This is a genomic window from Pseudomaricurvus sp. (assembly GCF_965662505.1).
GTDB lineage: Bacteria > Pseudomonadota > Gammaproteobacteria > Pseudomonadales > Cellvibrionaceae > Pseudomaricurvus.
In genome coordinates this window covers 1-24,326 of sequence record NZ_CBFIHX010000054.1, presented here as the reverse complement: position 1 = coordinate 24,326, position 24,326 = coordinate 1, and the positions used below count along the sequence as shown (strand labels likewise).

The window sequence follows — 24,326 nt, the reverse complement described above, 5'->3', positions numbered from 1 at the left end:
GCCGTCTGCACCCAGACAAACGCACCCAATAGAAATACCACCGATGTTCTGAATCCATTCACAGCGCCGATCAGAGGATCACGATAATTTTGCAGCTGAGTCGATTTCAGCAGAGTCCGATCGTGTTCTTCCAAAGCGTTGTAAGCCTTCAGAATCATCACCAGATCAGCCACCAGCTCCAGTGCGGTTTGCGTCAGACGGATCACCACTGGGGATTCACCTTCATAATTCGCGCGATGTTCCAGAATGTCGCGCCGCAAACTCTGAGCCAGCGGGTAGGCGGCCTCGTAACTGGTGGCGGCAGCAATCTGTTCAAAGTACTGACGCATTAGCTTTAGCAAACTCTTGAAAGCTGGCGAGACCTGATCCGCCTGATTGCGATGAAATCGCCCCAGACTCTGCGCCACAGCCAACAGCGACAACACTCTCTGACACAACAGGTGTGCAGCGCGTGCTCGACCGGGGCCTTCGGGCCCCTCATAACTCACCGCACTGGAGTCGTCACTCAAGGCCACCATAGCTTCAAATACTTGATCGGAATGCACATGGCGCTGTTTGTGAGTGCTGACCGAGCCCAGCTCCAGAATCAGGTATTGCAACGATTCATTAATCACCGTACGGGCATGTTCACGCAAGCTGTCTTTCACAGACAAAGGCCACAACAACTGGCTCACCAACATGGCACAGATGGCACCAACGGTAATTTCACTGATGCGCGCCTGCGCTATTTCAAACGCAGCCGGGCTGCTTGCAGTACTGGCATCCGCCATCACCAGTATGACGACCAGCGCTGCGGTCATACCGGCCATGGCAAAACCATAAATATAATTGGTGTTATGAACCATCGACGAGGCAGCGGAGTTCACCCCAACCCAGACGGTCAGGCAACCCAGCGCTAACATCGGATAAGGCATAAACAGAGACAGGATCAATAAGCCGAACCCGCCACCGACGATAGAACCGAGTATCTGGCACAAGCCCTTTTCGATGACTAATCCACTTTCCGGCCGGAGCTGCAGAAAAACAGCAGACACCAGCGCCCAGTAAGGGCGATCCAGCTGTAGATACATGGAAGCAAACAGCGCCAGCGCCATGGAGATAACGCCTTTGCTGGCGAAGATGACGGCCTGGCGATTCGGCGTCAACAATTGTTCAGCCAGTGGATGCAGAGTCATCGCCGCGTCAATCCTGTTGCAGGCGTATTGAAACGGTCATACCGGAGCTGAGGTTGATATTATCTGGCACAGTATCCAAAGCAATATCCACCGGAATACGTTGTGCCAGGCGCACCCAGTTAAACGATTGCTGAACCTCTGGCAGCAGCTGATTATTACTGGCGGTATTGGTGTCAGCTATGCCTTGGGCAATACTGATGACCTTGCCGGTCAGCTGATTATCGCCGCCCATCAGAGTGATACGGGCTCTTTGTCCCACAGACACGTGTTGCAGCTTGGTCTCTTCAAAATAGCCCGTGACATAAAACGAACCGTCTTTGATCAGGGAGAATACCGGGGCGCCTTTGTTGACATAATTCCCCTCTCGCAACGTCAGGTTGTTGACCGTACCGGATACTGGAGCTTTCACTTGAGTGCGCTGAAGATCAATAAGAGCCGTGTTCAACCGCGCCTGGGCAAGATCGTAAGCCGCCTTGGCGGATTCCGCATTGATACGCGCAGTATCCACATCTTCTTCACTGATGGTTTTATTGTCCGACAGTTTGATGCGGCGCTGATACTGATGCCTGGCCAGATCCCAGGCTATGCGCTGTTGCGCCACAAAAGCTTTTTGCTCCGCAACTGCTGACTGATAACGGGTATCGTCGATGGTAAAAAGAACATCGCCCGCACTGACCCTTTGATTATTGAAGGTATTGGAGTGGGTCACCCAACCGGAGACATCCGGTGCGATCGTAATGACCTCGGCACGAATGCGCCCGTCACGTGTCCAGGGTGAATACAAGTAATGATGCCACACCCAGCTGCCCGCAAAGATAGCCACAACCACGACCAGCACAGTCAGACCGATACTGAGCAACTTACCCATTCGACACTCTCTCCCGAATCACCCGAATCTCCCGAACCACCCGAATCACCAACCCCTGAGCCTGAGTCTGAGCCATCAACATCTGAGTCATCAACACCTGAATTCTCAACGCCACCAAAAGACGGTTAACGCAAGGAAACACACAAAGAGCCCCACATCAAACCAGGCCTCTTTCCAGATATAGCGACGCCAATCCAATTTGTACAACAGCAGGCGAGTTAGGTATGCCAGCAGCAACGCCACCGGCACCATCGCCAGCAGCGGACTGAACAGTAAACCGCCAACCCCCAATTCATGAAGCATAAAGACCTGCAAGACAATAAATCAGCATGAAGTTAAAGAAGCATAGTCAATACTCTGTGAATGGCACGTATTCCTATTCGCTTCATAATGGCTATCGGCTTCATGACGGTTATAGGTTGGCTTTTAGGCGTCGTCCGACGACAGCTGGTTAGCGGCTGTTTTGGGTAGTGTCTTTTGGATTTGATCAACCATGACGTCGAGATACCTGCGTCTCTCAGGATCTGAAATAATAGGCAGGATCACTTGTCCATAATTCACAAATTGAGGCCACATTTCAGCTTCGTACAAGGCATCCATATAGACCAAGGCAGCTTGTTCACTTTGCGGACTGAGCGTATACGCCTTCCATAAATACTTGTGATAGGTTGAAGCCGGCACCATCAGCTGAGAAGCCGTCACTCCCAGACCAAACCAGGCGGCGGCTACGGTATCATTCTGCTTGACGATGTTCTTATAAAGGTTATACGCCTGCGTCAGTTTTGCCTGTCTCAGCTCCGGATTTTTCTGCACCTGCCAGCGCAAACTCTCAGCGTAGACCAGTCTGGGCCAGTAATCGGTGAAGGCCTGCTCATCAAAATCACTCTGCCAGAGACCAACAATAAAATCATTTGAACGCTCTTGGCGATCTTCCGGCTCGCCTGCGTCGCTCTTTAATTGGGCTTGCTGCAGAAATTCACGTTTAAGCTGGGCAAAAGCAATGGAATAATTCAGCATTTGGGTTTCAATATTTTCGCTTCCAGCGTATTGACGCAAGCTCTGCAAAGCGTCTTCCTCACCTCGCAGGGCTAACACTTTTCCCAGCTCAGACACGGCCCGAGAGGATTCTACTTTTCGGGACTCTGTGCGTATTTCTCCGAATCCGTCCGTATACTCTAGAGAGAACCCAGAGAGAGCACCGCGGGTATAAGCTCGATACTCTTCCTCTGACTCTTCCAGTGATGACTGAAAAACGGTTTCAAAGGCTGCGACAGGATCCTTACCGGTGTTAACCGCATGTAAATACTTCGACAACCTTTTACGATTGCCAGTGCCCCCAGTCATCAGTTTGTGTGTCAACAACCAACCACTGGCATAGACTTTGGGTACCGTAATACCTGAGGTATTCGCGGGAGTTGCTGTCAATAACCGCTCGAGATTCAACAGTCCTCCTCGGTTCAGCGTTGTTGCCCGATCGATAGGAATACGGCCATAGATACACTCGCCCATTTCGTCGCATTCAGCGGTGGCTAAAAACTCAGCATACCCTTCTCGAAACCAGTAGGGATAGGAGAAAGTAGAACCCCGGGCCATCAAATAATGAGTATACTCGTGAAACAGAAACTGACGAGCCCAACTGTCCGTTACGTCACGATAGCGGTAATAACCGTTAAGATTGATAAGTGCGTAGCTGCCATAAAGATCATCGTAAAAAATACCCAGACTCTTACGGGCCAACTTAGCCCCCACCAGACCTTCGTAACTGGTTCGATCCTTAAGAGCAAATATCGTTAAAACTTCAGAATCTGCCTGAGTCATCTGTAGCAAATTTCTGGTCGACAAACGAAATCGTTCAAGATCTTGCGTCAACGCCTCTACTTCGGCGGGCGATGCATCGGTAAACACCCGAAAGTGGTCCGACTGGATTTCATACCACTGCTGTTTTACTAATCGAGCGTGAGAACTGCATCCGAGCAAACTCAGCACCCATACAAGAACAAGCAATTTTTTCACGACTTATTTCCTTATAAATCAGTTTTAACTGATAGTTTTAATTTATTGTCAAGCTGCTACTGACAAGCCCAATCCTAAATGCATCGATCATAGATAGCCAAGTGAGAAACTCACCTCAAATCCCCGCCCCCTGTAGATCAAGACCCGATCAGCCAGAGCCCCCTCCAACACAACAGAAGCCAGAAACACCGAATAGGTAAATTACATTAGGCTTCAATTGCGTGACTACCTCTTTTCAATTCTTTCTGTTAATCTTTGTTAAGCAATTAAGATATAAGGAAATTGCTGTATATACCTATAAATAACTACGATAAAACTTAAGGAAGGAGTTTGCTATGTCTGAACCTCGTGTTTCGGATAAAAAAATCCTGCCAGCGTTCCTGCTGTGCTTTTTTCTGGGAATCCTTGGCCTGCACCGTTTCTATGTTGGAAAGATAGGGACCGGCGTACTGCAGATATTCACTCTCGGCGGCTTGGGGATATGGGCATTCATAGACCTGATTATCATCGCTGTTGGTTCTTTTAAAGACAAAGAAGGCAACACGCTGACCAGCTGGTAACCGGCGCTCTGCCACCGCACTGCCCTCTCGGGGGCAGATCACTTCTCTATATGACCATTGATTGGGTGACTCATGGATGACAAGCACACCACCAAAACGGAAAGTATTAAATTCAGCGGCTCAGCGGGCGAGTTTTTCGGCATTCGTTTCGTCAACGGCCTATTAAATATGATCACCCTGGGTATCTACTCACCCTGGGCCAAAGTTCGCGAGCTGCAATACCTGTACGGTAACACTGACCTGGCCGGTGGAGACTTCCAGTTTACCGCCGACCCCAAACGCATGCTGATCAGCCGCCTGATTGCCATGGCACTGTTTGTGACCTACATTTTTGTGGAAAACTTTCCCACTACCGAAGCGCTGATTGCCTACGCGGCCCTGATGGTTGCGTTTCTGATCTTCTCTCCAATCATCACCGTTTTTATGATGTCTTTCCGGCTGCGTCATTCTCGCTGGAGAGGCATTAACTTTCGCTTTCACAACGACTTTAAGGGAGCCTACCGCGTCTACCTGGCTCCCATGTCATTGATTATGTTGTCACTGGCCTGCCTGGCACTACCATTTAACAGTGAAATGGTTGAAGACTTTCTCGGCATGACAGCCCACGAACGCTTCTACGACGAGTGGCAAGCAGAACAGTCGCAGGCAGAGACCACTTATCAGGAAACCGATGATCTCGATTCGTACAGCGGTAACGAAGAGCCGACGTACATCAATCCCCACTTTTTCTGGCCTTCCGGGATTTTACTTCTGCTCTTTTTCGCCCTGGTGCCCTACTTTGATTTTATCAATATGCGCTTTCTCGTCAGAAACACACACTTTGGGACGGCCGCCTGTCGATACCGTGCTGGCCTGAACGAATTTTATCGAATCTATGCCGTGCTGCTAGCCGCTATCGCACTGTTAGCTCTAATATGGGTCGGAGTCGTCAAGTCGGGTATCAGCTACCCCCTTGCCATTATCGCAACGATTATATTTTTTCCTTTCGCTGCAGCCTTTATGAAAAGCAAGCGCTACAATTTGATCTTTGGGCGTACCACGTTTAAGAATGACCAGTTTCGTTTGCGAGCCAATGTGCCGTTCTGGAAAGCCTTTTTTGTCTTGAGCACCAATACCATCTGCGTCATTCTGACATTGGGCATGTTAAAAGCCTGGGCTGACATAAGAACCCTGCGCCTGATTCTTGGATACACTGCCATTGAAACCGAATCATCTTTTGATGAATTCCACGCAGATCAACAAAAGGAGCAGTCAGCGATTGGCGAAGAAATCGCAGACGTATTCGATATCGATGTCGCATTCTAACGCTGTTCAAGGCACCTACTATGACGGCCACAACTCCAGCCGTCACAGCGGAGTTATCTCTATTGATGACTCCGGCCTCGTCACCATTGAAGGTGTCAGCTGTCCGGACTACCCGTTTGATCAGCTGACATTTTCTCCGCGCATAGGAAATGCCTCAAGAACGATTTATTTCCCTGACGGGACATTTTTTGAGTCTAGAGATAATGAGACGATTGACGCACTGATCAATAAGCACACAACCAGTAATCACTCCAGTTTATTGCATTCGCTGGAATCAAAGCTGCGCTATATCGTGTTATCCGCCGTGGTTATCAGCGTAAGCGTACTAGCCTTTCTCCAGTATGGCATTCCTGCTGTCAGCAAACATATTGCCTTCTCACTGTCACCTGATGTGTCCGCTCAACTGGCTGACACCTCGCTTGAACAACTGGATGAATTTTATTTCTCCCGCACAGAACTGACTAAAGAACGCCGCGAGATCATCCATCAACTGTTTTTGACCAGCGTCCCCCAAGGCGAAGCGTCGAACTTTACTTATCAGCTCCACTTTCGGAAAGGGGATAAAATAGGTCCCAATGCGTTCGCCCTGCCTAACGGCAGCGTGATAATTACGGACGAATTGATCGAACTCGCAGAAGACGACCTTGAGATTCTTTCCATCTTCTATCACGAGATAGGTCACGTTCACTACAGACATTCTTTACGCCAGATCATTCAAAGCGCAGGAGCTCTGGGGATTTCAGTGTGGCTGACCGGCAATATCGAGTCCCTTTTTGACTGGACGGCAACCGTTCCTGCTTTTTTAATACAACGCAAATACTCCCGAGACATGGAAACGGAAGCGGACGATTATTCTCTGGAGAAGATGCTAGAGCACAACATTGATCCGATGCATTTCGTTCACATCATGACAAGAATGCAAAGCTACATATACAAGAGCGAAGAGTCGACCGAGAACGATAGCGACACAGCCAAAGCCGATACAGAAGTGACAGGCACCGACGACGACTCTGAACAGGATGTCGAATCAAACAACAAAACCGCCGGTCGACTCCTGAACCTTTTGAGTTCACACCCGAATACCGATGAGAGAATGGAGAAATTTCGCAGAGCTGCAGAAAAGGTTTCTCCAGAATCACACTAATGAGCTTACTGCCACTCAACCGGATCGAGCTGATAATACAAACGAAACTGCTGATACAACTTAGGATGCTCGCGCTTCAGTTGTGTCGGCTTTTCAAAAAATGTTTCAGTAACCACAGCAAAGAACTCCGCCGCAGAGGTCGCGCCATAGGCATCAATCACATCATCGTGGTGCTGGCAAAGACGCTCATATTCCTTTGAGAGCACTCTAGCCCACTCTTTATACTGAGAGCGATCCGACAGTACCGGTAAGCCATCCATGCGATTGTTCTCTTCGTCCAGCTTGTGTGCAAACTCGTGCATCACCACATTATGGCCATCCCGATCATCCTTCGCGCCTCTCACCACTTGATCCCAGGCGACGATCACCGGGCCACGATGCCATGACTCGCCCGCGCGGGCACTGGTGGCATTGGTATGCAGAACACCTTCTTGGTGAGTTACATTGGCAACATAGGTTTCTGGGTAGACCAGGATGGTTTCAAATCCGGGAAAATAGCCATCTCCTGTGTTTAAAATCAGGATACAGGCCTGTGCGGCAATCAGCACTCGAACTTCATCGGTTATTTCAAAGTCCGCACAACCCACAAAGACTTTCTCATTGAGAAATACATTGATATGGCCTTCCAGCTTGCGTTGCAAATCCACTGGCAATTTTTGATACAGAGGAAAGTCGGACTGCAACCACTGTTGCCAACGTTGAGGAAACGGCTCTGCCCTCAAGGCAAGCCGCCGCTGTTGTTTTCTGTGTTTGAGTAAACGGACTAGACACCAATAAAGAAGGTAGACGGCGATGGGAGTCAGTAGAACAAGGTAGATCATCATAAGATATATTGTCTGGTTGTCGTTGATCCGTAACACTGACAACCGAAACACTCAGGTGATCGTCAGTCCATAAACCTGCCAAGCTGAGCCCGATAGCGCTCATTTTCTTGCTCAAGCCACTCTTTTTGTTGCAGCAAGTCTATCACCAACGACACCGCAATCCAGTCTATTTCCAGGTCCTGGTGCAGGCGAACGGCTTTTTTAATCCAGTGAACGGTGGTTCCATCAAACACCCAGTCGTGGCTTGATTGCCCGGTCACTGGTTCGGCAATGCCATGCTCAACCACGTCAACAACCAGGTCCTTTTCGATCCGTTCCAACTGACACAGTTCATTAATGGTCAGCTCTGTTACGGTCACAGAAATGGCTTTTCCTGTCATCATTTTGCCTGTCATGATGCTTTCCTCCACTCAGCCCTGGGATCGAAATCAGTTGTCACTGACAGTTTTTGCCACAACTCTTTCGCCTCGGCACTGCTTTCGGGAGGCATCACCACTTTGATCACTGCGTAGAGGTCTCCCGCGTCCTGACGGCCTTTATGCGTCAAACCTTTACCCTTGATGCGCAATTTCTGACCGGATTGACTATTCGGCTGGACGGTCAGTTTGATCTCACCCTCCAGAGTCGGCACAGTCACTTTGGTTCCAAGCGCTGCCTCCCAAGGGGCAATCGGCAAAGTCACCATCAAGTTGTGGCCCTGCACATCGAAAAGAGGATGCGGCACCAGACGTATGTGCATATACAAATCCCCCGGAGAACCACCCCCAAAAGCGGGCTCCCCCTGACCTTTAACCCGAATGCGCTCACCCTCTGTAACGCCTTTCGGGATGGTTACTTTTAAATGTTTTTTCAGCGGCTTAACCTGACGCCCATCAAATTCGGACAGCTGATATTCCACCGTTTTTTGTTTGTTATTGAGCGTTTCTTCGAGGAATACCGGCATTTCAATTTCCACATCCTGCCCGCGATGCTGTTGACGTGATTGCCCGCCGTACCCAAAGTCATGACCGCCAAACATGGAATTGAAGAATTCAGAAAAATCGCTGCCGAATTGTTGCTCTCCCTGACGGTGAGAACCATGGGCTTGTTGCCAGCCGGGGGGGGGCTCAAACTCCTGTCCGGAACGCTGACCGTAACGGCGCAGCTCGTCAAACTCGGCTCTTTTAACGTCGTCTTTTAACACTTCGTAGGCTTCGGCGACCTCTTTGAATTTATCCTCCGCGCCTTCATCAGGGTTCATGTCCGGGTGGTATTTTCGAGCGAGCTTTCGGTAGGCGGACTTGATGGTTTTGTCATCAGCCGTGTCCTCGACACCCAGTATTTTGTAGTAATCTTTGAACTCCATGGTTTCTCCCGAAGTCTGATAGCACCAGGCAGATTAAGACAAAGCCCGATACGTCTAATCACCCCGCTGAATCAGATACAAACCCGCCAACAATAGCGCAATGCCGGCAATACGGGTGTAGGTGATCTTGAATACCGGATTGCCGAACCCGCCAATATGATCCAGAAAAACCGACATCAGCAGTTGACCCACTATCGCCGCCGCCAGCATATTGGTGACGCCGATTTTCGGCATCAACAGCAACATACCGCTGACAAAGACTGCACCGAGAAAACCGCCGCAGTAATAATACCAGTCGACACTGGCCAGCCTTCGCACCTCTGGTATTTCTCGGTGCAAGAGAATCAACGCCACCAGACAAAAAATCACCCCTCCCAGATAAGACACCAAGGTCGCCTGCATAGGGTGATCCAGCGACACCCCCAAGCGGGAGTTGAGCGCGCCTTGTATCGGAAGCATAGCACCGGCAATCACAGCCGCCAGAAGAAACAGATAATTCATACATCCTCACATGGGATCTGTTGATGTGGAGCGTGAAGCCTGACAACTGTAAAACCAGAAACCAAGAAAACGTTAGACCAATGTATATCGCGACGCCTCGGTGCACTTACGGTAACATGGCACCCCTTTATTGCCCTTCCTGCTTTGTAATACGTGCGTTTTCAAAATGGACAACTTCTACCTAATCCTGATGTACCTCGCCATTGGCTTCGGCCTGAGGCACACGTCTTTTTTACCCGAAAATGCCGCCAGCACGCTCAACGCTTATGCGCTCTATGTGGCCTTCCCCGCAGTCATCCTCATGGCTGTACCAGGCCTCGCCCTGTCGACTGAATTACTAATCCCTGCCATCACACCCTGGATACTGCTGCTGATGGTGGTAGTCACTATCTTGCTTTTAAGTCGCTGGCTTAACTGGTCGAAAGACGTCACCGGCGCACTGCTGGTGATCATACCTCTGGGGAACACCTCATTCTTGGGGCTTCCGATGGTGGATGCGTTTTTTGGACATGAATTTATTCCTTACGCGCTGGTGTACGATCAGATGGGCTCATTCCTGGCATTGACGTTGTACGCTACGGTGGTGGCCGCGATCTACAGCCCGCTGATGAAAACACCCAGCACGGGAGCACTGCTGCGCAAGATATTCACATTTCCATCGTTTATTGCCCTAATTCTCGGTTTGATCTTGGGCCATCTGAATATTTCCCTTCCTACACTGACCGACGAACTGATCAGCAACCTGGCAGCCACGCTGGTACCGGTGGTAATGATTGCTGTGGGTTTGCAGCTGAGTTTCCGCTTTGAGCGCAGCGAAATATCCCCCCTGATGTACGGTCTCGGCATGAAACTGTTGGCCATGCCCCTGCTGGTTTGGGCTGCATGTTTAGCGCTAGGACTGCAGGGTAACGCCGTGGACATTACAATTTTTCAGGCTGCCATGCCCTCGATGATTTCCGCCGGCGCCATCGCCAGCATGGCCGGTCTGGCGCCACGACTGGTCAGTGGCGTTGTCGGCCTGGGCATTCTGCTCAGTCTGGCCACTCTGCCACTGCTGCATAGCTTCCTGGTATAACCCATAAACGCCGAACCAGAACCTGCTCTGAAATCAAAAAAGCCACCGCCCGAAGGTGGTGGCCTAGTAGTAAGGTGATGATCTGGAAGTCAGATAGTGGTCTGGAAGTAAGATAGTGGTCTGGAAGCAAGGTAGTGGCTTGAAATCAATGGCTCCGGCTAGCGAAAACCAGTAACGAAAACTACAGCAGCCGACCACCCCGTTTACAACGTTATTCAATCTCAATCAGGATATCGCCCGGCGTGACACGATCGCCTTTGGCGACGTGAATCGCCACCACCGTTCCACCTATCGTGGCCTGAATCTCCGTTTCCATTTTCATGGCCTCGGTAATCAGCAGAGAGGCCCCCGCCTCAACCGTCTGACCTTCTGTCACCAATACATCGACAATATTGCCCGGCATGGCGGTAGTAATGTGACCCGGCTGATTGGCTTTCGCACGCTTGGCTTGACCCGCTTGCGGCTGGAAACTGTTCAGCGGTTCAAACACAATCTCTTCCGGTACACCATCCAGTGTCAGGTAGATTCTGCGCTGACCTGATGTGGTGGTGCCGACACCAGTTACCACCACATCGTGCTGCTCGCCGTGAACATCGATATTGAATTCCGTTGGCACGCCTTCCTGAGCCACCTGCTGACCGCTGTCAGCTGGCAACAGCACTTCCGGCTGCAAGGTGCCCGCGGCGCGCTCTTCCAAAAACTTCCGGGCAATATCCGGGAACATGGCGTAAGTCAGTACGTCTTCATCACTTTCAGCCAAGGTGCCCACTTCTGCGCGCAACGCATCCAGTTCAGGCTTCAGCTCATCCGCTGGACGACCGTCAATCACAGGTTCGTTACCGATGGCTTTCTTCTGTACTTCAGCGTTGACCGCTGCCGGCGGCTGACCGTATCCACCGGCCAGGTAGCGCTTCACTTCATTGGTAATGGACTTGTAACGCTCTCCGGTGAGCACATTCAAGACTGCCTGTGTACCGACAATTTGGGAAGACGGAGTCACCAGTGGAGGAAAACCCAGATCTTCGCGCACACGGGGGATTTCGGCAAACACGTCGCGAATACGATCCAGCGCGTTCTGCTCTTTCAACTGATTCGCCAGATTGGACATCATGCCGCCCGGTACCTGATTGATCTGTACGGACACGTCTTCGTGAGTGAATTCGCTTTCAAATTGATGATACTTCTTCCTCACTTCGCGGAAGTAATCCGCGATTTCCTGCAACAGGGTCAAATCCAAACCGGTATCCCACTCGGTGCCGCGCAGAGCCGCAACCTGAGATTCAGTGGATGGGTGACTGGTGCCGCCGGCAAAAGAAGAAATGGCAGTATCGATATGATCCACACCGGCTTCGATGGCTTTCAACTGACACAGCGGCGCCAGGCCAGCGGTGCTGTGGGAGTGCAGGAACAATGGAATATCCACCGCTTCTTTCAGTGCCTTGACCAGATCGTACGTCGCGTAAGGCGTCAGCAGACCAGCCATGTCTTTAATGGCAATAGAGTCGGCGCCCATATCGCGCAGGTCTTTGGCCTGTTGAATGTAGAGCTCCGTGGTATGCACCGGGCTGGTGGTGTAGCAGATGGTGCCCTGTGCGTGCTTGCCGGCTTTCTTCACTGCCTTGATGGCGGTTTCAATGTTGCGCAGATCGTTGAGCGCATCGAACACGCGAAAGACATCAATGCCGTTGGACGCGGCCTTCTCAACAAACGCGCTGACCACGTCGTCGGCGTAGTGGCGGTAACCCAACAGGTTCTGGCCACGCAGCAGCATTTGCAGACGGGTGTTCGGCAATGCTTCACGCAACTTGCGCAAACGCTCCCAGGGGTCTTCTTTCAGAAAACGGACACAGGCATCAAAGGTCGCTCCGCCCCACACTTCCAGGGACCAGTAACCCACTTGATCCAACTTGTCGCAAATGGGCAGCATGTCTTCAGTGCGCATGCGTGTGGCAATCAGCGACTGGTGGGCATCGCGCAGAATGACATCTGTTATGTGTACCTTGCTCATGGCAATGATCTCCAAATTCTTTTCAATAAACCGGCGTCGTTTACAAAGGACTTTTGTGTACTTAAGGACTCAATCTCAGGCAGATGCTGAATCAGAGACCAGCGTGGGCAGCAATCGCAGTGGCAATCACCAGAGCTAGTTCACTGGGACTGCGCTTCTCCGAGTAGTGTTGTAACTCCGGATGATTGGGCACAAAACTGGTATTAAAGTGACCGCTGCGGAACTCGTCATTACTGAGAATTTCCTGATAATAAGCGGCGGTGGTTTTAATCCCCTGCAGGCGCATATCCGCCAGCGCGCGCTGACCGCGATCCAGACAGTCTTCCCAATTCAGTGCCCAGACAATCAACTTCAGACACATGGAATCGAAATACGGCGGAATGGTGTAACCGGTGTAGATTGCGGTATCCACTCGAACGCCCGGGCCACCCGGTGCGTAATAGCGGGTAATCTTGCCAAAGCTGGGCAGAAAATCGTTTTTCGGATCTTCCGCGTTGATGCGAAACTGCATGGCAAAGCCACGGTACTGAATGTCTTTCTGTTCGTAGCGGAGCTTCTCACCGGCGGCGATGGCGATCTGTTCACGAACGATGTCCACCCCGGTAATTTGCTCCGTAATGGTGTGTTCCACCTGCACTCGGGTGTTCATTTCCATGAAGTAGGTGCCCTCATCGGTCACCAAAAACTCCACCGTGCCCGCGTTCTCATACCCTACGGCCTTGGCGGCTTTCACCGCCAGCTCACCAATGTGGTTGCGGTGCTCATCAGACAATTGGGGACTGGGGGCAATCTCGATCAACTTCTGGTTGCGACGCTGAATCGAGCAGTCCCGTTCAAACAGATGAATCGCATTGCCGTGGCTGTCTGCCAAAATCTGAACTTCGATGTGGCGCGGCTCGAGAATGCATTTCTCGAGAAACACATCAGCTGAACCAAAGGCTTTGGTGGCTTCTGAAATAACTCGGGGATACTGCTGCTTCAGTTCTTCCGGGGTATCGCAGCGACGAATACCACGGCCGCCACCACCTGACGTGGCTTTCAGCATCACCGGATAGCCAATGGTTTCCGCAACACTCAGGGCTTCATCCAGGTCAGCCAGATTGTCATCGGTGCCCGGTGTGACCGGAACTCCCGCGTCGGTCATCGCGGTACGGGCGGCAGTCTTGTCGCCCATTCTGGCGATCACTTCTGCTGATGGTCCGACAAAGGCCAGCCCGCGATCGGAACAAATACGGGCAAAGTCGTCGTTTTCAGACAGGAAACCATACCCTGGATGGATGGCATCACAGCCAGTCTCGGCCGCCAGATTGACGATACGGCGTGGATCGAGATAGCCCGCCAGCGGATCATCACCGATAAAGTGGGCTTCGTCCGCGCGCTTGACGTGCAACGCATAGCGATCCGGTTCGGTATAAATTGCCACCGAGCGAATCCCCATCTCGGCGCAGGCGCGAATAATCCGCACAGCGATCTCGCCCCGGTTAGCAATTAATAACTTTTTGAACATGAGAAGCTCCGTTCAGTTCAGCTCAGTAATAGAAAGCTAAGTTACCCCAGCTCAACCAGTAGTTAAAATTGATATTTTTTTGGTTTACTATAAAAGAAAGCTTATAAGCCAACCCCAATTGCGAGACCCGGCCCATGTCTTACACCCTGAATCAGCTGTTGAATCGGCTCTCTTTTCGCCAGCTACAGGTCTTTATGGCTGTCTTTGAATTGCGAGGCTACAGCCGAGCCGCCGAGTCACTGGGGCTGACTCAACCGGCCATCAGCGCCCAGATACGGCAACTGGAGCAAATTTTTAGCCAACCCCTGTTCAACTACGTGGGGAAAACCCTGCACACCACTCCGGCAGGCGATGAGCTGGCTCGTAGCATTCAGCAAATTTTTGGCGAACTGCAACAGCTGCAAGGCCAGTTGTCTGAGCTCGAGGGTGTGGTGTCAGGCAGTCTGAACCTAGCCGCAGTAAGCACTGCACAGTATGTGGTTCCTCACTTACTGGCTGGCTTCCTGAAACAATACCCAAAGATTGAAGTCGCAATGAAAGTCGTGAATCGCGCCCAGGCTATATCGAGATTAGCAGAGAATACGGACGATCTTGTGATCATGGGGATGGTGCCAGAAGACAGATCCCTGTCATTTATGCCCTTTCTTGATAACGAATTGATCCCCGTGGTCAATGCTGGACACCTTCTGGCGGAACAAGAGCACGTTTCCATAGCGGATTTTTTTCGCCAGCCACTCCTGCTACGGGAACACGGATCCGGTACCCGTCACGCACTGGAAGCCTTTTGCGCGGAGCAGCGCTTTGCCCTGAACTGGATTATGGAGCTTGGGTCGAACGCGGCCGTCAAACACGGCGTTTTGGCGGATCTTGGCGTCGCGGTGATGCCCCGCTTCAGTGTTCAGTTGGAGTTACAACAGGGGTTTTTGCGGGAGTTACAAATTGAGGGGTTTCCATTGCGGCGCTCGTGGTGCACCGTCCACCCCAGCCGCAAGCATCTGACACCCGCCGCCGAGGCATTTCTGGACTATATCCGCACCCATAAAGCACAGATACAAACACACTTTATGAACGTTTATGACACTCAGCATCAGCCGGCAAGCCAGGCTGATGCATGAACAAAACCGCTAGCCTTCGCTCTCCATACCGCCCACCAGAGTCTTGAAGGGTTCAAACTCCTTCAGCGGTTGAAGGGCCGGATCGGTATCCAGCTGATCCTGATAGGTCTCGGTCAAATCCAGAGCTTTCGACAGGAAGCGTACCGCCTCATCGTACTGATGCAGCGTCGTGTGAGCACACGCCAACTGGTAGAAGGCATGACTGTTCTCAGGATCGATGGCCAGTGCCTGATGACAGAGGTTCACCGCCCACTGGGGCTCGCCTAACTCCAACACCGCATCGGCTTTATAAGTCATGGCTTCGCAGTTATCCGGACGCAACTTCAGAATTTGGTCGTAGATTGGTATCTGATGAGAAGGCGTTTGATCCTGCTGAGCTCTCAGCCACAGAGTCTGCACCTCTTCCGTCCGCTCCAGAGCTTCCCGGTTTTCTTCAATGTGACGTGTTTTCTGCTTGAGCTGCTTCTCAATACGTTCCAGTCTGCTTTCGTACTCGTCGATGAGTTTTGAGATTTCATCATTGGCAAAGGAGTGCACGCGCTCTTTGATGTCGCGAATAGACGTCCACCCCACAATCACCAACACCGAGCTGGCTGCGGCAATCAGGTAGAAAAAGTACGTGATAGTGTCCGTGGCATAGGTCACGCCACGGTCGATCGAGCGGTGCTCACGATCAACCACCTGCTGCAGCAACTCGTTCTTCTGAGCCGCCATATCGATACGCAGTTGCTTCATCTCATCGAGGACGTAACGCTCAATAAACGGCGTATAGAGGGGTTCATCCAACTGATTTACCGCGTCAGCAACAGCAGCCTGAGTTTGCTCCCGGGTCTGGTTTTGAGACTGTTTCTGGGGTTGTTCACGAAAATGAGCCGGCGGTGCCGACTCATTCTCTTGGTCAATATTGGCAGACTGGCTGCCTGAAACTTCTGCATACGCTGTGCTGGACAGCGCCAGCACAATAAAAACGACACCTATCAGGAGGCGAGACATATAGCTCTTCCGTGGTCATGAATCTCTACCAGAGATTCGTGTAAACTTTTCACGGCTTGATCGTAGTCGGATTCCTTAACGATAAACTGCATATCCACCTGACGCATGGACTGATGCACAGCCAATACACTCACATCGCCCTTGGCAACAGCCTGTACTGTCTTCGCCAGAATGCCTGGAATCTGCATATCGCTACCAATAGCCGAGACGATAGCCACTTTTTGCTGATTAAATTCGGCATCCGGGTAACGCTCTTCCAGTGCTGCGCGAATACGCTTCACCGTTTTGAGGTTTGTCGCCAGGAAGTGGGTAATGGTATTGGCATTAATGTCTTTGGACACAATATGTGCCTTAAAGCGCTTAATGGTTGACAGTACTTCATGATCATAATCATGAATGTTACCCGCCATATCCTGATCGAAGATTTCAAGCGCGTACACGCCCTTACAGCCCGCAATAATCTCAACACAAGGAGTATCGCTCACATAGTCGCCAGTAATCAAGGTACCGGCATGCTCAGGCTCAAAGGTATTTTTGACGCGCAGGGCAATATTGTTCTGGCGCAAACCTTTAGCGGCTTTGGGGTGAATCGCTTCCATACCCAGGTTTGCCAACTGATCAGCCACATCGTAGTTAGTCCGGCCGATAGGCACAGCGTTTTCTTCACCCACCAAGCGTGGGTCGGCGCTGCTCAAGTGAAACTCCTTATGGATAATCGCTTCACGCGCCTGGGTAATCACCGCCAGACGGCTGAAGGTCATCTCACTGTAACCACGGTCAAAGGAGGACATCAGACCGTCCTGACTGTGGGCATAGCCGGTGACTACGGGCAGCACTTTGGACAAATCCAGGTCTTCAAACGCCAGACGAATACGCTCATCCAGTGATACGTGCTTGTCTGTGTTCCATCCAGTCAAATCCAGGAAGCAGGCGTTGACGCCATCACGCCTCAGCAATGTAGCGGTATTCCAGGCACTGTGGGCTTCACCAATACTGGCCAGCATTTCACGCACTGTAGCCAGGTGAGCATCGAGAGCGAAGTGACCGTGCATACACAGACTGTGCAAATCCACCAGACAGGTCTGCGCGTCGTTGATACGCTCGTCGATAAAATTGTTTGCTTCTTCCAGCAGTTCGGTATCACCAAACAGGCCCTGATTGATTTCGTGCAATTCTACTTTCAGATCGGCAACGGCGTGCAACCAGGTCTTGTCTTCCATACTATTGGCAAACAAACCATAGATACCAGGACGGCCGTTCTTTTTATGTTCCAGAAGCTTATCGGTGATACCACCGTACGCTGAAACGACAAACACCCGTTGATACAAGTCGCCGTTGTGGGCGCCTTTGAAAATGATGTTATCCCGAACCGACTCATAGTCGCTCATGGATGTACCGCCAATTTTCTCAATCGTGTGCATAGTGTTGTTCCTTAAAATGGTTTTTCCTGCAACCGCATCACACAGACCAGCTGCAGTTAACAAATTAAATTCTGCGATCAGACTGCTATATCAATCTGCGCAGTTGATACATACCTGTGTATCGGGAACCGCCAACAATCGTTTCATTGGAATTTCACAGTCGCAAAAGCGACACAATCCCGCCTCATCACTTTCCAACCACAACAGGTTGCGAGACAGTCTTTTCAGCTCGGCCTTGTGTTCAGCCAATACTTTTTCATCAACCGATGAGCTGATGGTCAAATCCAAATCCGCTGCAGGATCATCATCCTGTTCCAGCTTTTTACTTGATAAACTTTTGCTCTCTGAAAGCTCGCCTTCCAGTTGACGCATACGGTGCTTAATATGCGACTCCAGCTGTCCAAAATCCAGAGCATCCATAAATCGACAGATCCTTCTCTTCCACTTCACGACAGTTCCAATCCAGCGTCTGTCCAGGTAAAGCAAAGAGTGTTTCAAATACATGTAGGGCGTGATAACACGCCCAAAGTTCCAACTTGCATGGCCATTACTTCAGCACAAGTTACCGAAGTAATAAAGCCAGCGGATGTTACTTACTCGGAGATGGTTTCCGCTTCCAGCTCATAGGCGCCTTCAGCGTTGTGCACTTCCTTGCCATTCAATGGAGGATTGAAAACACAGGCCATTTTCATCTCTTTGGTGGCGCGCAGAACATGCTTGTCATGCTTATCCAGAATGTACAAGGTGCCTGGAGTGATCGGGTATTTTACCCCATCTGCCAGAGTTTCGACTTCACCTTCACCGGACATGCAGTAGACGGATTCCAGATGGTTCTGATAGTGCATTTGGAAGTCAGCACCTGCATAGATAGTCGTAATATGAAAAGAAAACCCCATATTGTCATCCTTCAACAACATACGGGTGCTGTCCCAATTGCCGTCCGGAGAAACAATTTTACGATTGGTCTTTTCTGCGTCTTGTAAGGTTCTTACGATCATTGGTTTTAAGCCTCCAACCAGTGAAATATTTAATTTCTAACTTGAGGACGACCGGGCCTATTTACAAGGCCCAGCCCTCTTTTCTATCGCTTCGTTCGAGAACGAATAGTCCTCCGAGTGAATAACCCGCGAACAGACTCAACTTATTGAGCGAGACGAACATCGTCAAAGTAATCACTCTCTTCTGGCATAGAATCTTCTTTTGCACAGACTTCGCGAATCGCCATCTCAACAATATCGATACCTTTTTTCAGGTTTTCATCGCTGATAATCAATGGACACAGGAACTTAATAACCTGATCGTCTGCACCACTGGTTTCAATGATCAAGCCATTCTGGAAACACTTGCGGGTAATCTTCGCCGCCAATTCACCATCGATACAGTTGATACCGCGGAACATACCACGACCACGAGTGGTAAAGTTACCCTCACCATACTGATCAACGATGGCGTCCAGACGTTGCTCAACATAATCGCCTTTGCGCTTAATCTCTTTCGAGAAGCTGTCATCGGCCCAGAAGTGATCAATCGCAGCCTTAGCCGTGACAAAAGCAAAGTTGTTACCACGGAAGGTACCGTTATGCTCACCGGGCTTCCACTGATCGATTTCCGGACGGAAGAGCACAACCGCAAACGGCAAACCATAACCGCCCAGAGACTTGGACAAGGTGACGATATCTGGCTTGATACCCGCTTCTTCAAAGCTGAAGTAAGTACCGGTACGACCACAACCTGCCTGAATATCATCAACAATCAGCAACACGCCGTGCTTTTTACACACACTGTCCAGATTGCGTAACCACTCAAAGCTGGCAACGTTGATACCACCTTCACCCTGAACCGTCTCAACAATCACAGCCGCAGGCTTGTCGATACCACTACTGGAGTCAGACAAAACCTTATCCAGATAGAAAGTGGTGTCGATGTCGTCACCCAAATAACCATCAAACGGCAAACGGCTAGTGCCGTGCAGGCTGGTACCTGCAGCACCACGGTGGTGAGAGTTACCAGTTGCAGCCAGCGCACCCAGGCTCACGCCGTGGAACCCGTTGGTAAAGGTGATGATGTTTTCACGACCCGTTACGTTACGGGCCAGCTTCAGCGCAGCCTCTACCGCATTGGTACCAGTAGGACCGGTAAACTGCATCACGTAATCCAGATCACGTGGCTTCAGAATTTTTTCGTTAAACGCTTCCAGGAACTCACCTTTGGCCTTGGTGTGCATATCCAGACCATGAGTAATGCCATCGTTCTCGATGTATTCCTGCAGCAGAGTCTTAAATACCGGATGGTTGTGGCCGTAGTTCAGGGTACCGGCACCTGCCAGAAAATCCAGATACTCATTGCCATCGTCATCGTACAAAAACTCACCTTTTGCGCGGTTAAACACACGCGGGAATGAGCGTGCGTAAGACTGTACTTCCGACTCAATCTCTTCAAAAATTTTCATAACCAGTTTCTCCGAGTAGTTTTAATCCAAATAATGTATTAACTGTTCTAAATAATGTATTAGCCGCACTGAACAATACTTTTGCTGTTCAAAGCTGCTTATCTAAACCGTTAGCTGTGCCAGCCCCTGTTATTAAGGCTGTCATACTGAAAATGGGCCGATCCTAACCAGCATTTCAGAGTCGTGCTCCCCCTGAAAGTGGGTATCCTTATCAAAAAACACCGATGAACTGATCTCCGCATCGAGCTTCTTTGCCGCTCCGGTAAATAACGCCCATGAGGCTTTATTATCTTCAGTGATGGTGGTCTCCAGAAAAGACACCTTCTCACAAGCCGGCTGAGACAATATGAACTTGATCATCTTGGTTGCCAGGCCACAGCCCCGGGCTGCCTCACCTACCGCGACCTGCCAGACAAATACGGTATCGGGGCGCTCAGGGATAACGTAACCGCTAATAAACCCCACCAACTCACCGTCGAGCGTGGCTGCAACCGAAGTGCTGGCAAAGTGGCTGCACTGCAACAGGTTGCAATAGGAAGAATTGGTATCCAGCGGCGGGCAAGCGGCAACCAGCTTGTAAACATTCATTCCATCCTCAGACACCGGATTTCGCAAAACGATCTCATCGGCTCTAGGGTTACCACTTTTTGTCGAGTCGCTGTTACTCACGCATTCACCTCAATGAATCAATTACACGTCAAATGTTTTCAGCCCTAAGAATATTACCGCCTTAATGTGACAATAGCGGTACTCACCTTGGCTTAAACACCCTATTTGGCGCCAAAGCTTCGATTTTTCTGAAATATATTGCTTAGAGGCCTAAATATAGTACACTAAATATTCTAAATGTCCAGTCAGGCTAAACCCCTCGGGATTAGTAGCATGTCACAGGATGACAACCATCCTTATTTAGAGTCATACGCGGCCCTTATTTAGAGTCATACGCGGCCACGCTCAAAAGGGCAGCAGCAGGCCCCGAATAACCCGCGTCCAGCAAAACGCTGGCGGACACAGAAATATACGCCTAAACATGGCCACGCGAGCCTCCCGGCAGTGCTCAACACAACCTGGAGACAGTTATTTTGAAGAATTCACACATCAACATCAGGAGGGCTGAGAACGATGAATAAAATGGTCGGCGACATCGATGCCCAGATGTATAATTTGCCACTTAATAAGCATCAATCGAGTAGAGAAAAATTCTTGAACAGCATAGAAGAGGTTTTGATTGCTCTGCGGAGAGTAATCCGCGCAACTGACCTGCACTCAAAGCATCTGGCTAAAACCACGGGCCTGACGGCTCCGCAGATCTTGCTTTTGCAGACCATTCGCGATGAAGGTCAAATCACCATTGGTGAAGTCGCCAATAAGATGAGCCTAAGTCAGGCAACGGTAACGACCATTCTGGATCGCCTGGAGAAGCGCGGCCTGGTGTTTCGCGAACGTTCCAAAGAAGACAAGCGAAAAGTCCATGCGTACCTCACAGATGATGCGTTAAGCACGTTGAGCGAAGCCCCAATTCCCTTGCAGGATCATTTTGCTCGCCAGTTTGGCGACCTGCAAGAATGGGAGCAAACCATGATCATCTCGTCATTACAGCGTGTTGCACAGATGATGGATGCACAGCATATCGATGCATCTCCGGTTTTGGATGTAGGGCTACTTGATCGCCACGACACCTCTATCGACAAGCTAGCCCCATTCCACGATAAAAAGTAGTCGCCCACTGATAGCCGGCTACTGACTGACACATGAGAGCCAGGGACGGCTGTCATTCGTCGAAGCCCAAATCAAGACTCGGAGAGAATACGTCTCATCCAGAAGAAGTGAGAGACACTGATACTGTTGCGCCACAACATCCCAAGAACCGTGTCATCATTAATCCGCCGAAAAGCTTCTACCCAGGGTTGATCACTGTACAACAGGCATGCCTGCAGCTGTCCGGCAACTCGCATCTCACGCAATCGGGCACTGCCCCATATATCCCAGGCGTAAAAAGAACCGTCAGGTTTGCGGTAAAGAATGGGATCCACGCTGTCAACAGTCGTTATGCGCTTGCCATAACAACCCGCATCAGACATACAAGCGCCTTCAAAACGCCCTACCTGCCAAACCCCCAACATAAAGTCACAATCTGCAGGACTGCATTGTTGGAAAAGTTTGTTTAAGTCGTTTTGAGAGCAGGATGCATTTTGCTCAATCAGCCCAAGCAGCTCGGCTTCGGCATTCGAAGATAATTTACGCATTTTATTATTTTTATAATGGCCGGAAGGGCCGGCGCCCCCGAGCCTCGCTATAACAGAGCAAAGCCCGGAAGCGTTTCAACACTTCCGGCAGTTGTTAACTAATTTGGCCGGTTCGGCTTGAGATTAATACCCCAATACCGCAGACCACAAATCACACTGGTGAGCTTCGGCAAAATTGTTGAAGCTCACAGGACCCGTAGGCTTCAAAGACTTCATCAGCTCGTAGTTGCTTCCGTAGCGAATCCACAGAGGCGCACCGGACAGGTTTGGAGTACGGAACTTGGCAAAGCTTGTCCAATAGCGAACCATATCGTCTGACAACTGCTTCTGCTCATCACTCAGATTAACCCCTTGGGCCTGTCCATTAGTACCCAACAGATACTGAATTTCGGAGCTGTGGAATGAGCCATAGGGAAAGCTCACTGGCGGCAGCAATATCTGAGGCGCATTGGGATCATCGAACTCATACCCATAGGTCGGGACATGCTGTGACAATAACTTAATAGAAGACAAAGAGTTACAGGCAAACAAAAAATCTGTACCCAATGCCGTCACGGCTGCGCCCGGTGAAGAGTAAGCCTCCAGAGGATAGAAAGAAGCTACTGCAGGTACCGCTTCAACAGGAATACCCGATTGCGCGATCGCAGTGTAGTAGTTCTCAGCGGTCACCGGATTACCAACCAGATCGAAATTCAGCGCCGTGAACAAGCTGTACTCATCACGGGTAGTCCCCTCAATCACAGGCACCTTGTTGAAATCACCACTTTGCAAGGCACTTTGCACGGTTTGAGGCAACACATCACCATCAACAACCGGCAGCCAGCCCACAGGGCCCGGATCCTGATTTGCCAGAATCTGCTCAACGCTAAGACTGCGAAGACACGACAGAGACTGATCAGGACATCCCATCGCCGCGGCCAGACCTGCTCCCAGGTATTCCCACTGCTGCAGAGGTGGCTGAGCCAGTGCGTAGGCGCCACTCTGAATAATGGCGCCACTGAACAACTCTTCAGCCTTTGGTGACGCAATCTGAGCATGCACACTCAAACCACCTGCAGACTCACCAAAAATAGTGACACGATCCGGATCACCACCAAAACGCTCAATATTATCCTGTACCCACTGCAGGGCGGCCTGCTGATCCATCAAGCCGTAGTTGCCGGATGCTCCACCACCCTCTGCGGTCAACGCCGGATGAGCCATAAAACCCAGAGCGCCAAGACGGTAGTTAACGGTAACGACCACCACACCCTCTTCTACCAGTTTTTCAGGATCATAAGTGTGGCCCTCACCGTAAGTAAAAGCACCACCGTGAATCCAGACCATCACCGGACGTTTAATGTGTCCCCAAAACCCTCTCTTCTTTTCGGGTTCGTAAACGTTCAGGTACAGGCAATCTTCTGAAACACTGGGCAGACCAAATGCTGAAGGAGCTTGTGGGCAACCCGCCCCAACGGTCGTCGCGTCGTAATCCTCAGGGAACTCAAGTAGTTGCGGAGCTTTCCAGCGTAGATCGCCAACCGGTGGCTCTGCGTATGGGATTCCCAGGTATTTGGTGCCGTAGTCAGTCTCGACTCCCGTCATCGTATTGTCATCATCATGCCCATGATAAAAAGCCTGAGCCTGAAGACTCCCGACGCCAACAGCCAGCACGAAAGAGCCGGCTAAAGCTTTTAACATTGAGCACATATTTCTTCTTGGAATTTTCATAATCCTTATCCTTGGTATGTCATACGTATGAGGCCAACATCACGGACAACCGCAATAGCGCCATCGC

At 50.6% G+C, this 24,326-nt stretch carries 24 protein-coding genes; 6 read left to right on the top strand and 18 right to left on the bottom strand.

Annotation, left to right across the window (positions count from 1 at the left end):
• From ACTG33_RS09170 to ACTG33_RS09155, 4 genes are all read right to left on the bottom strand, one after another.
• Window positions 1–1,175 (bottom strand): FUSC family protein (locus tag ACTG33_RS09170; RefSeq protein WP_439134908.1); only part of this gene is annotated, 1,175 nt, incomplete at its 3' end.
• Window positions 1,176–1,182: 7 nt separating this feature from the next.
• Window positions 1,183–2,043 (bottom strand): efflux RND transporter periplasmic adaptor subunit, encoded by an 861-nt coding sequence (locus ACTG33_RS09165; RefSeq protein WP_439134907.1) that lies wholly within the window; start codon window positions 2,041–2,043, stop codon window positions 1,183–1,185.
• Window positions 2,044–2,148: 105 nt separating this feature from the next.
• Window positions 2,149–2,346, bottom strand: a complete 198-nt coding sequence (locus tag ACTG33_RS09160; protein WP_439134906.1) for a DUF1656 domain-containing protein — start codon at window positions 2,344–2,346, stop codon at window positions 2,149–2,151.
• A gap of 123 nt (window positions 2,347–2,469) precedes the next feature.
• A complete protein-coding gene (locus ACTG33_RS09155) occupies window positions 2,470–4,056 on the bottom strand; it encodes a hypothetical protein (protein WP_439134905.1) in 1,587 nt (528 codons plus the stop codon).
• A gap of 335 nt (window positions 4,057–4,391) precedes the next feature.
• Between ACTG33_RS09155 and ACTG33_RS09150 the strand changes: the two genes are divergently transcribed.
• The 3 genes from ACTG33_RS09150 to ACTG33_RS09140 all read left to right on the top strand — a co-directional run bounded on the left by ACTG33_RS09150 (window position 4,392) and on the right by ACTG33_RS09140 (window position 7,065).
• Window positions 4,392–4,616: a TM2 domain-containing protein gene (locus ACTG33_RS09150; RefSeq protein ID WP_439134904.1), complete on the top strand. Its 225-nt coding sequence runs from the start codon at window positions 4,392–4,394 to the stop codon at window positions 4,614–4,616.
• Between the two features lie 72 nt (window positions 4,617–4,688).
• On the top strand, window positions 4,689–5,921 hold the full coding sequence (locus tag ACTG33_RS09145) for a YjgN family protein (protein ID WP_439134903.1): 1,233 nt from the start codon (window positions 4,689–4,691) through the stop codon (window positions 5,919–5,921).
• The gene (locus ACTG33_RS09140) at window positions 5,875–7,065 is read left to right on the top strand and encodes a M48 family metallopeptidase (RefSeq protein WP_439134902.1); all 1,191 of its coding nucleotides are present in this window, start codon (window positions 5,875–5,877) and stop codon (window positions 7,063–7,065) included. The genes ACTG33_RS09145 and ACTG33_RS09140 overlap by 47 nt, the downstream gene beginning before the upstream one ends.
• Before the next feature lie 5 nt (window positions 7,066–7,070).
• Here the strand turns inward: ACTG33_RS09140 and ACTG33_RS09135 are convergent, their stop codons facing one another.
• The 4 genes from ACTG33_RS09135 to ACTG33_RS09120 form a co-directional block, all read right to left on the bottom strand.
• Window positions 7,071–7,889 carry a zinc-dependent peptidase gene (locus ACTG33_RS09135; RefSeq protein WP_439134901.1) on the bottom strand — a complete coding sequence of 273 codons (819 nt, stop codon included), beginning with the start codon at window positions 7,887–7,889 and terminating at the stop codon, window positions 7,071–7,073.
• A 62-nt stretch (window positions 7,890–7,951) separates the two neighbouring features.
• Complete coding sequence (locus tag ACTG33_RS09130; protein ID WP_439134900.1) at window positions 7,952–8,284, bottom strand: chaperone modulator CbpM; 333 nt, start codon at window positions 8,282–8,284, stop codon at window positions 7,952–7,954.
• Window positions 8,281–9,234 carry a DnaJ C-terminal domain-containing protein gene (locus tag ACTG33_RS09125; RefSeq protein WP_439134899.1) on the bottom strand — a complete coding sequence of 318 codons (954 nt, stop codon included), beginning with the start codon at window positions 9,232–9,234 and terminating at the stop codon, window positions 8,281–8,283. Before ACTG33_RS09125 ends, ACTG33_RS09130 begins: the two co-directional genes overlap by 4 nt.
• 54 nt (window positions 9,235–9,288) lie before the next feature.
• Window positions 9,289–9,735, bottom strand: a complete 447-nt coding sequence (locus tag ACTG33_RS09120; RefSeq protein ID WP_439134898.1) for a DMT family transporter — start codon at window positions 9,733–9,735, stop codon at window positions 9,289–9,291.
• 166 nt (window positions 9,736–9,901) lie between these two features.
• Here ACTG33_RS09120 and ACTG33_RS09115 point away from each other — a divergent pair, with 166 nt between their 5' ends.
• Entirely contained in the window at window positions 9,902–10,810 is a 909-nt protein-coding gene (locus ACTG33_RS09115) for an AEC family transporter (protein ID WP_439134897.1), read from the top strand.
• A 211-nt stretch (window positions 10,811–11,021) separates the two neighbouring features.
• On the opposite strand, the gene oadA is transcribed toward ACTG33_RS09115, so the two are convergent.
• Both oadA and ACTG33_RS09105 read right to left on the bottom strand, forming a co-directional pair.
• The gene (gene oadA, locus ACTG33_RS09110; RefSeq protein WP_439134896.1) at window positions 11,022–12,818 is read right to left on the bottom strand and encodes a sodium-extruding oxaloacetate decarboxylase subunit alpha; all 1,797 of its coding nucleotides are present in this window, start codon (window positions 12,816–12,818) and stop codon (window positions 11,022–11,024) included.
• Between the two features lie 91 nt (window positions 12,819–12,909).
• Window positions 12,910–14,325, bottom strand: coding sequence for an acetyl-CoA carboxylase biotin carboxylase subunit (locus ACTG33_RS09105; protein WP_439134895.1), 1,416 nt, complete (start codon window positions 14,323–14,325; stop codon window positions 12,910–12,912).
• Window positions 14,326–14,459: 134 nt separating this feature from the next.
• Between ACTG33_RS09105 and ACTG33_RS09100 the strand changes: the two genes are divergently transcribed.
• Window positions 14,460–15,440: a LysR family transcriptional regulator gene (locus ACTG33_RS09100; RefSeq protein WP_439134894.1), complete on the top strand. Its 981-nt coding sequence runs from the start codon at window positions 14,460–14,462 to the stop codon at window positions 15,438–15,440.
• A gap of 9 nt (window positions 15,441–15,449) precedes the next feature.
• On the opposite strand, the gene ACTG33_RS09095 is transcribed toward ACTG33_RS09100, so the two are convergent.
• The 6 genes from ACTG33_RS09095 to ectA all read right to left on the bottom strand — a co-directional run bounded on the left by ACTG33_RS09095 (window position 15,450) and on the right by ectA (window position 20,972).
• The gene (locus ACTG33_RS09095; RefSeq protein ID WP_439134893.1) at window positions 15,450–16,433 is read right to left on the bottom strand and encodes a TPR end-of-group domain-containing protein; all 984 of its coding nucleotides are present in this window, start codon (window positions 16,431–16,433) and stop codon (window positions 15,450–15,452) included.
• Window positions 16,418–17,854, bottom strand: a complete 1,437-nt coding sequence (locus ACTG33_RS09090; protein WP_439134892.1) for an aspartate kinase — start codon at window positions 17,852–17,854, stop codon at window positions 16,418–16,420. Before ACTG33_RS09090 ends, ACTG33_RS09095 begins: the two co-directional genes overlap by 16 nt.
• 90 nt (window positions 17,855–17,944) lie before the next feature.
• Window positions 17,945–18,274 (bottom strand): TraR/DksA C4-type zinc finger protein, encoded by a 330-nt coding sequence (locus tag ACTG33_RS09085; RefSeq protein WP_439134891.1) that lies wholly within the window; start codon window positions 18,272–18,274, stop codon window positions 17,945–17,947.
• Window positions 18,275–18,447: 173 nt separating this feature from the next.
• A complete protein-coding gene (locus ACTG33_RS09080; protein WP_439134890.1) occupies window positions 18,448–18,852 on the bottom strand; it encodes an ectoine synthase in 405 nt (134 codons plus the stop codon).
• Window positions 18,853–18,995: 143 nt separating this feature from the next.
• Entirely contained in the window at window positions 18,996–20,303 is a 1,308-nt protein-coding gene (gene ectB, locus ACTG33_RS09075) for a diaminobutyrate--2-oxoglutarate transaminase (RefSeq protein ID WP_439134889.1), read from the bottom strand.
• Between the two features lie 141 nt (window positions 20,304–20,444).
• Window positions 20,445–20,972 (bottom strand): diaminobutyrate acetyltransferase, encoded by a 528-nt coding sequence (gene ectA / locus ACTG33_RS09070; RefSeq protein WP_439134888.1) that lies wholly within the window; start codon window positions 20,970–20,972, stop codon window positions 20,445–20,447.
• A 486-nt stretch (window positions 20,973–21,458) separates the two neighbouring features.
• On the opposite strand from ectA, the gene ACTG33_RS09065 reads away from it, so the two are divergent.
• The gene (locus tag ACTG33_RS09065; protein WP_439134909.1) at window positions 21,459–22,022 is read left to right on the top strand and encodes a MarR family winged helix-turn-helix transcriptional regulator; all 564 of its coding nucleotides are present in this window, start codon (window positions 21,459–21,461) and stop codon (window positions 22,020–22,022) included.
• A 71-nt stretch (window positions 22,023–22,093) separates the two neighbouring features.
• Here the strand turns inward: ACTG33_RS09065 and ACTG33_RS09060 are convergent, their stop codons facing one another.
• Window positions 22,094–22,549, bottom strand: a complete 456-nt coding sequence (locus ACTG33_RS09060) for a DUF4334 domain-containing protein (protein ID WP_439134887.1) — start codon at window positions 22,547–22,549, stop codon at window positions 22,094–22,096.
• Window positions 22,550–22,672: 123 nt separating this feature from the next.
• Window positions 22,673–24,238 (bottom strand): carboxylesterase/lipase family protein, encoded by a 1,566-nt coding sequence (locus ACTG33_RS09055; RefSeq protein WP_439134886.1) that lies wholly within the window; start codon window positions 24,236–24,238, stop codon window positions 22,673–22,675.
• Window positions 24,239–24,326 lie beyond the last annotated feature (88 nt).

Coding starts and splice junctions, on each gene's coding strand:
- ACTG33_RS09100 (WP_439134894.1), top strand. CDS start 14,460: ATGTCTTACACCCTGAATCAGCTGTTGAATCGGCTCTCTTTTCGCCAG.
- ectB (WP_439134889.1), bottom strand. CDS start 20,303: ATGAAAATTTTTGAAGAGATTGAGTCGGAAGTACAGTCTTACGCACGC.
- ACTG33_RS09065 (WP_439134909.1), top strand. CDS start 21,459: ATGTATAATTTGCCACTTAATAAGCATCAATCGAGTAGAGAAAAATTC.
- ACTG33_RS09160 (WP_439134906.1), bottom strand. CDS start 2,346: ATGCTTCATGAATTGGGGGTTGGCGGTTTACTGTTCAGTCCGCTGCTG.
- ACTG33_RS09130 (WP_439134900.1), bottom strand. CDS start 8,284: ATGACAGGCAAAATGATGACAGGAAAAGCCATTTCTGTGACCGTAACA.
- ACTG33_RS09095 (WP_439134893.1), bottom strand. CDS start 16,433: ATGTCTCGCCTCCTGATAGGTGTCGTTTTTATTGTGCTGGCGCTGTCC.
- ACTG33_RS09115 (WP_439134897.1), top strand. CDS start 9,902: ATGGACAACTTCTACCTAATCCTGATGTACCTCGCCATTGGCTTCGGC.
- oadA (WP_439134896.1), bottom strand. CDS start 12,818: ATGAGCAAGGTACACATAACAGATGTCATTCTGCGCGATGCCCACCAG.
- ACTG33_RS09090 (WP_439134892.1), bottom strand. CDS start 17,854: ATGCACACGATTGAGAAAATTGGCGGTACATCCATGAGCGACTATGAG.
- ACTG33_RS09080 (WP_439134890.1), bottom strand. CDS start 18,852: ATGATCGTAAGAACCTTACAAGACGCAGAAAAGACCAATCGTAAAATT.
- ACTG33_RS09165 (WP_439134907.1), bottom strand. CDS start 2,043: ATGGGTAAGTTGCTCAGTATCGGTCTGACTGTGCTGGTCGTGGTTGTG.
- ACTG33_RS09135 (WP_439134901.1), bottom strand. CDS start 7,889: ATGATGATCTACCTTGTTCTACTGACTCCCATCGCCGTCTACCTTCTT.
- ACTG33_RS09150 (WP_439134904.1), top strand. CDS start 4,392: ATGTCTGAACCTCGTGTTTCGGATAAAAAAATCCTGCCAGCGTTCCTG.
- ACTG33_RS09085 (WP_439134891.1), bottom strand. CDS start 18,274: ATGGATGCTCTGGATTTTGGACAGCTGGAGTCGCATATTAAGCACCGT.
- ACTG33_RS09060 (WP_439134887.1), bottom strand. CDS start 22,549: ATGCGTAAATTATCTTCGAATGCCGAAGCCGAGCTGCTTGGGCTGATT.
- ACTG33_RS09105 (WP_439134895.1), bottom strand. CDS start 14,325: ATGTTCAAAAAGTTATTAATTGCTAACCGGGGCGAGATCGCTGTGCGG.
- ACTG33_RS09055 (WP_439134886.1), bottom strand. CDS start 24,238: ATGTGCTCAATGTTAAAAGCTTTAGCCGGCTCTTTCGTGCTGGCTGTT.
- ACTG33_RS09120 (WP_439134898.1), bottom strand. CDS start 9,735: ATGAATTATCTGTTTCTTCTGGCGGCTGTGATTGCCGGTGCTATGCTT.
- ACTG33_RS09125 (WP_439134899.1), bottom strand. CDS start 9,234: ATGGAGTTCAAAGATTACTACAAAATACTGGGTGTCGAGGACACGGCT.
- ACTG33_RS09145 (WP_439134903.1), top strand. CDS start 4,689: ATGGATGACAAGCACACCACCAAAACGGAAAGTATTAAATTCAGCGGC.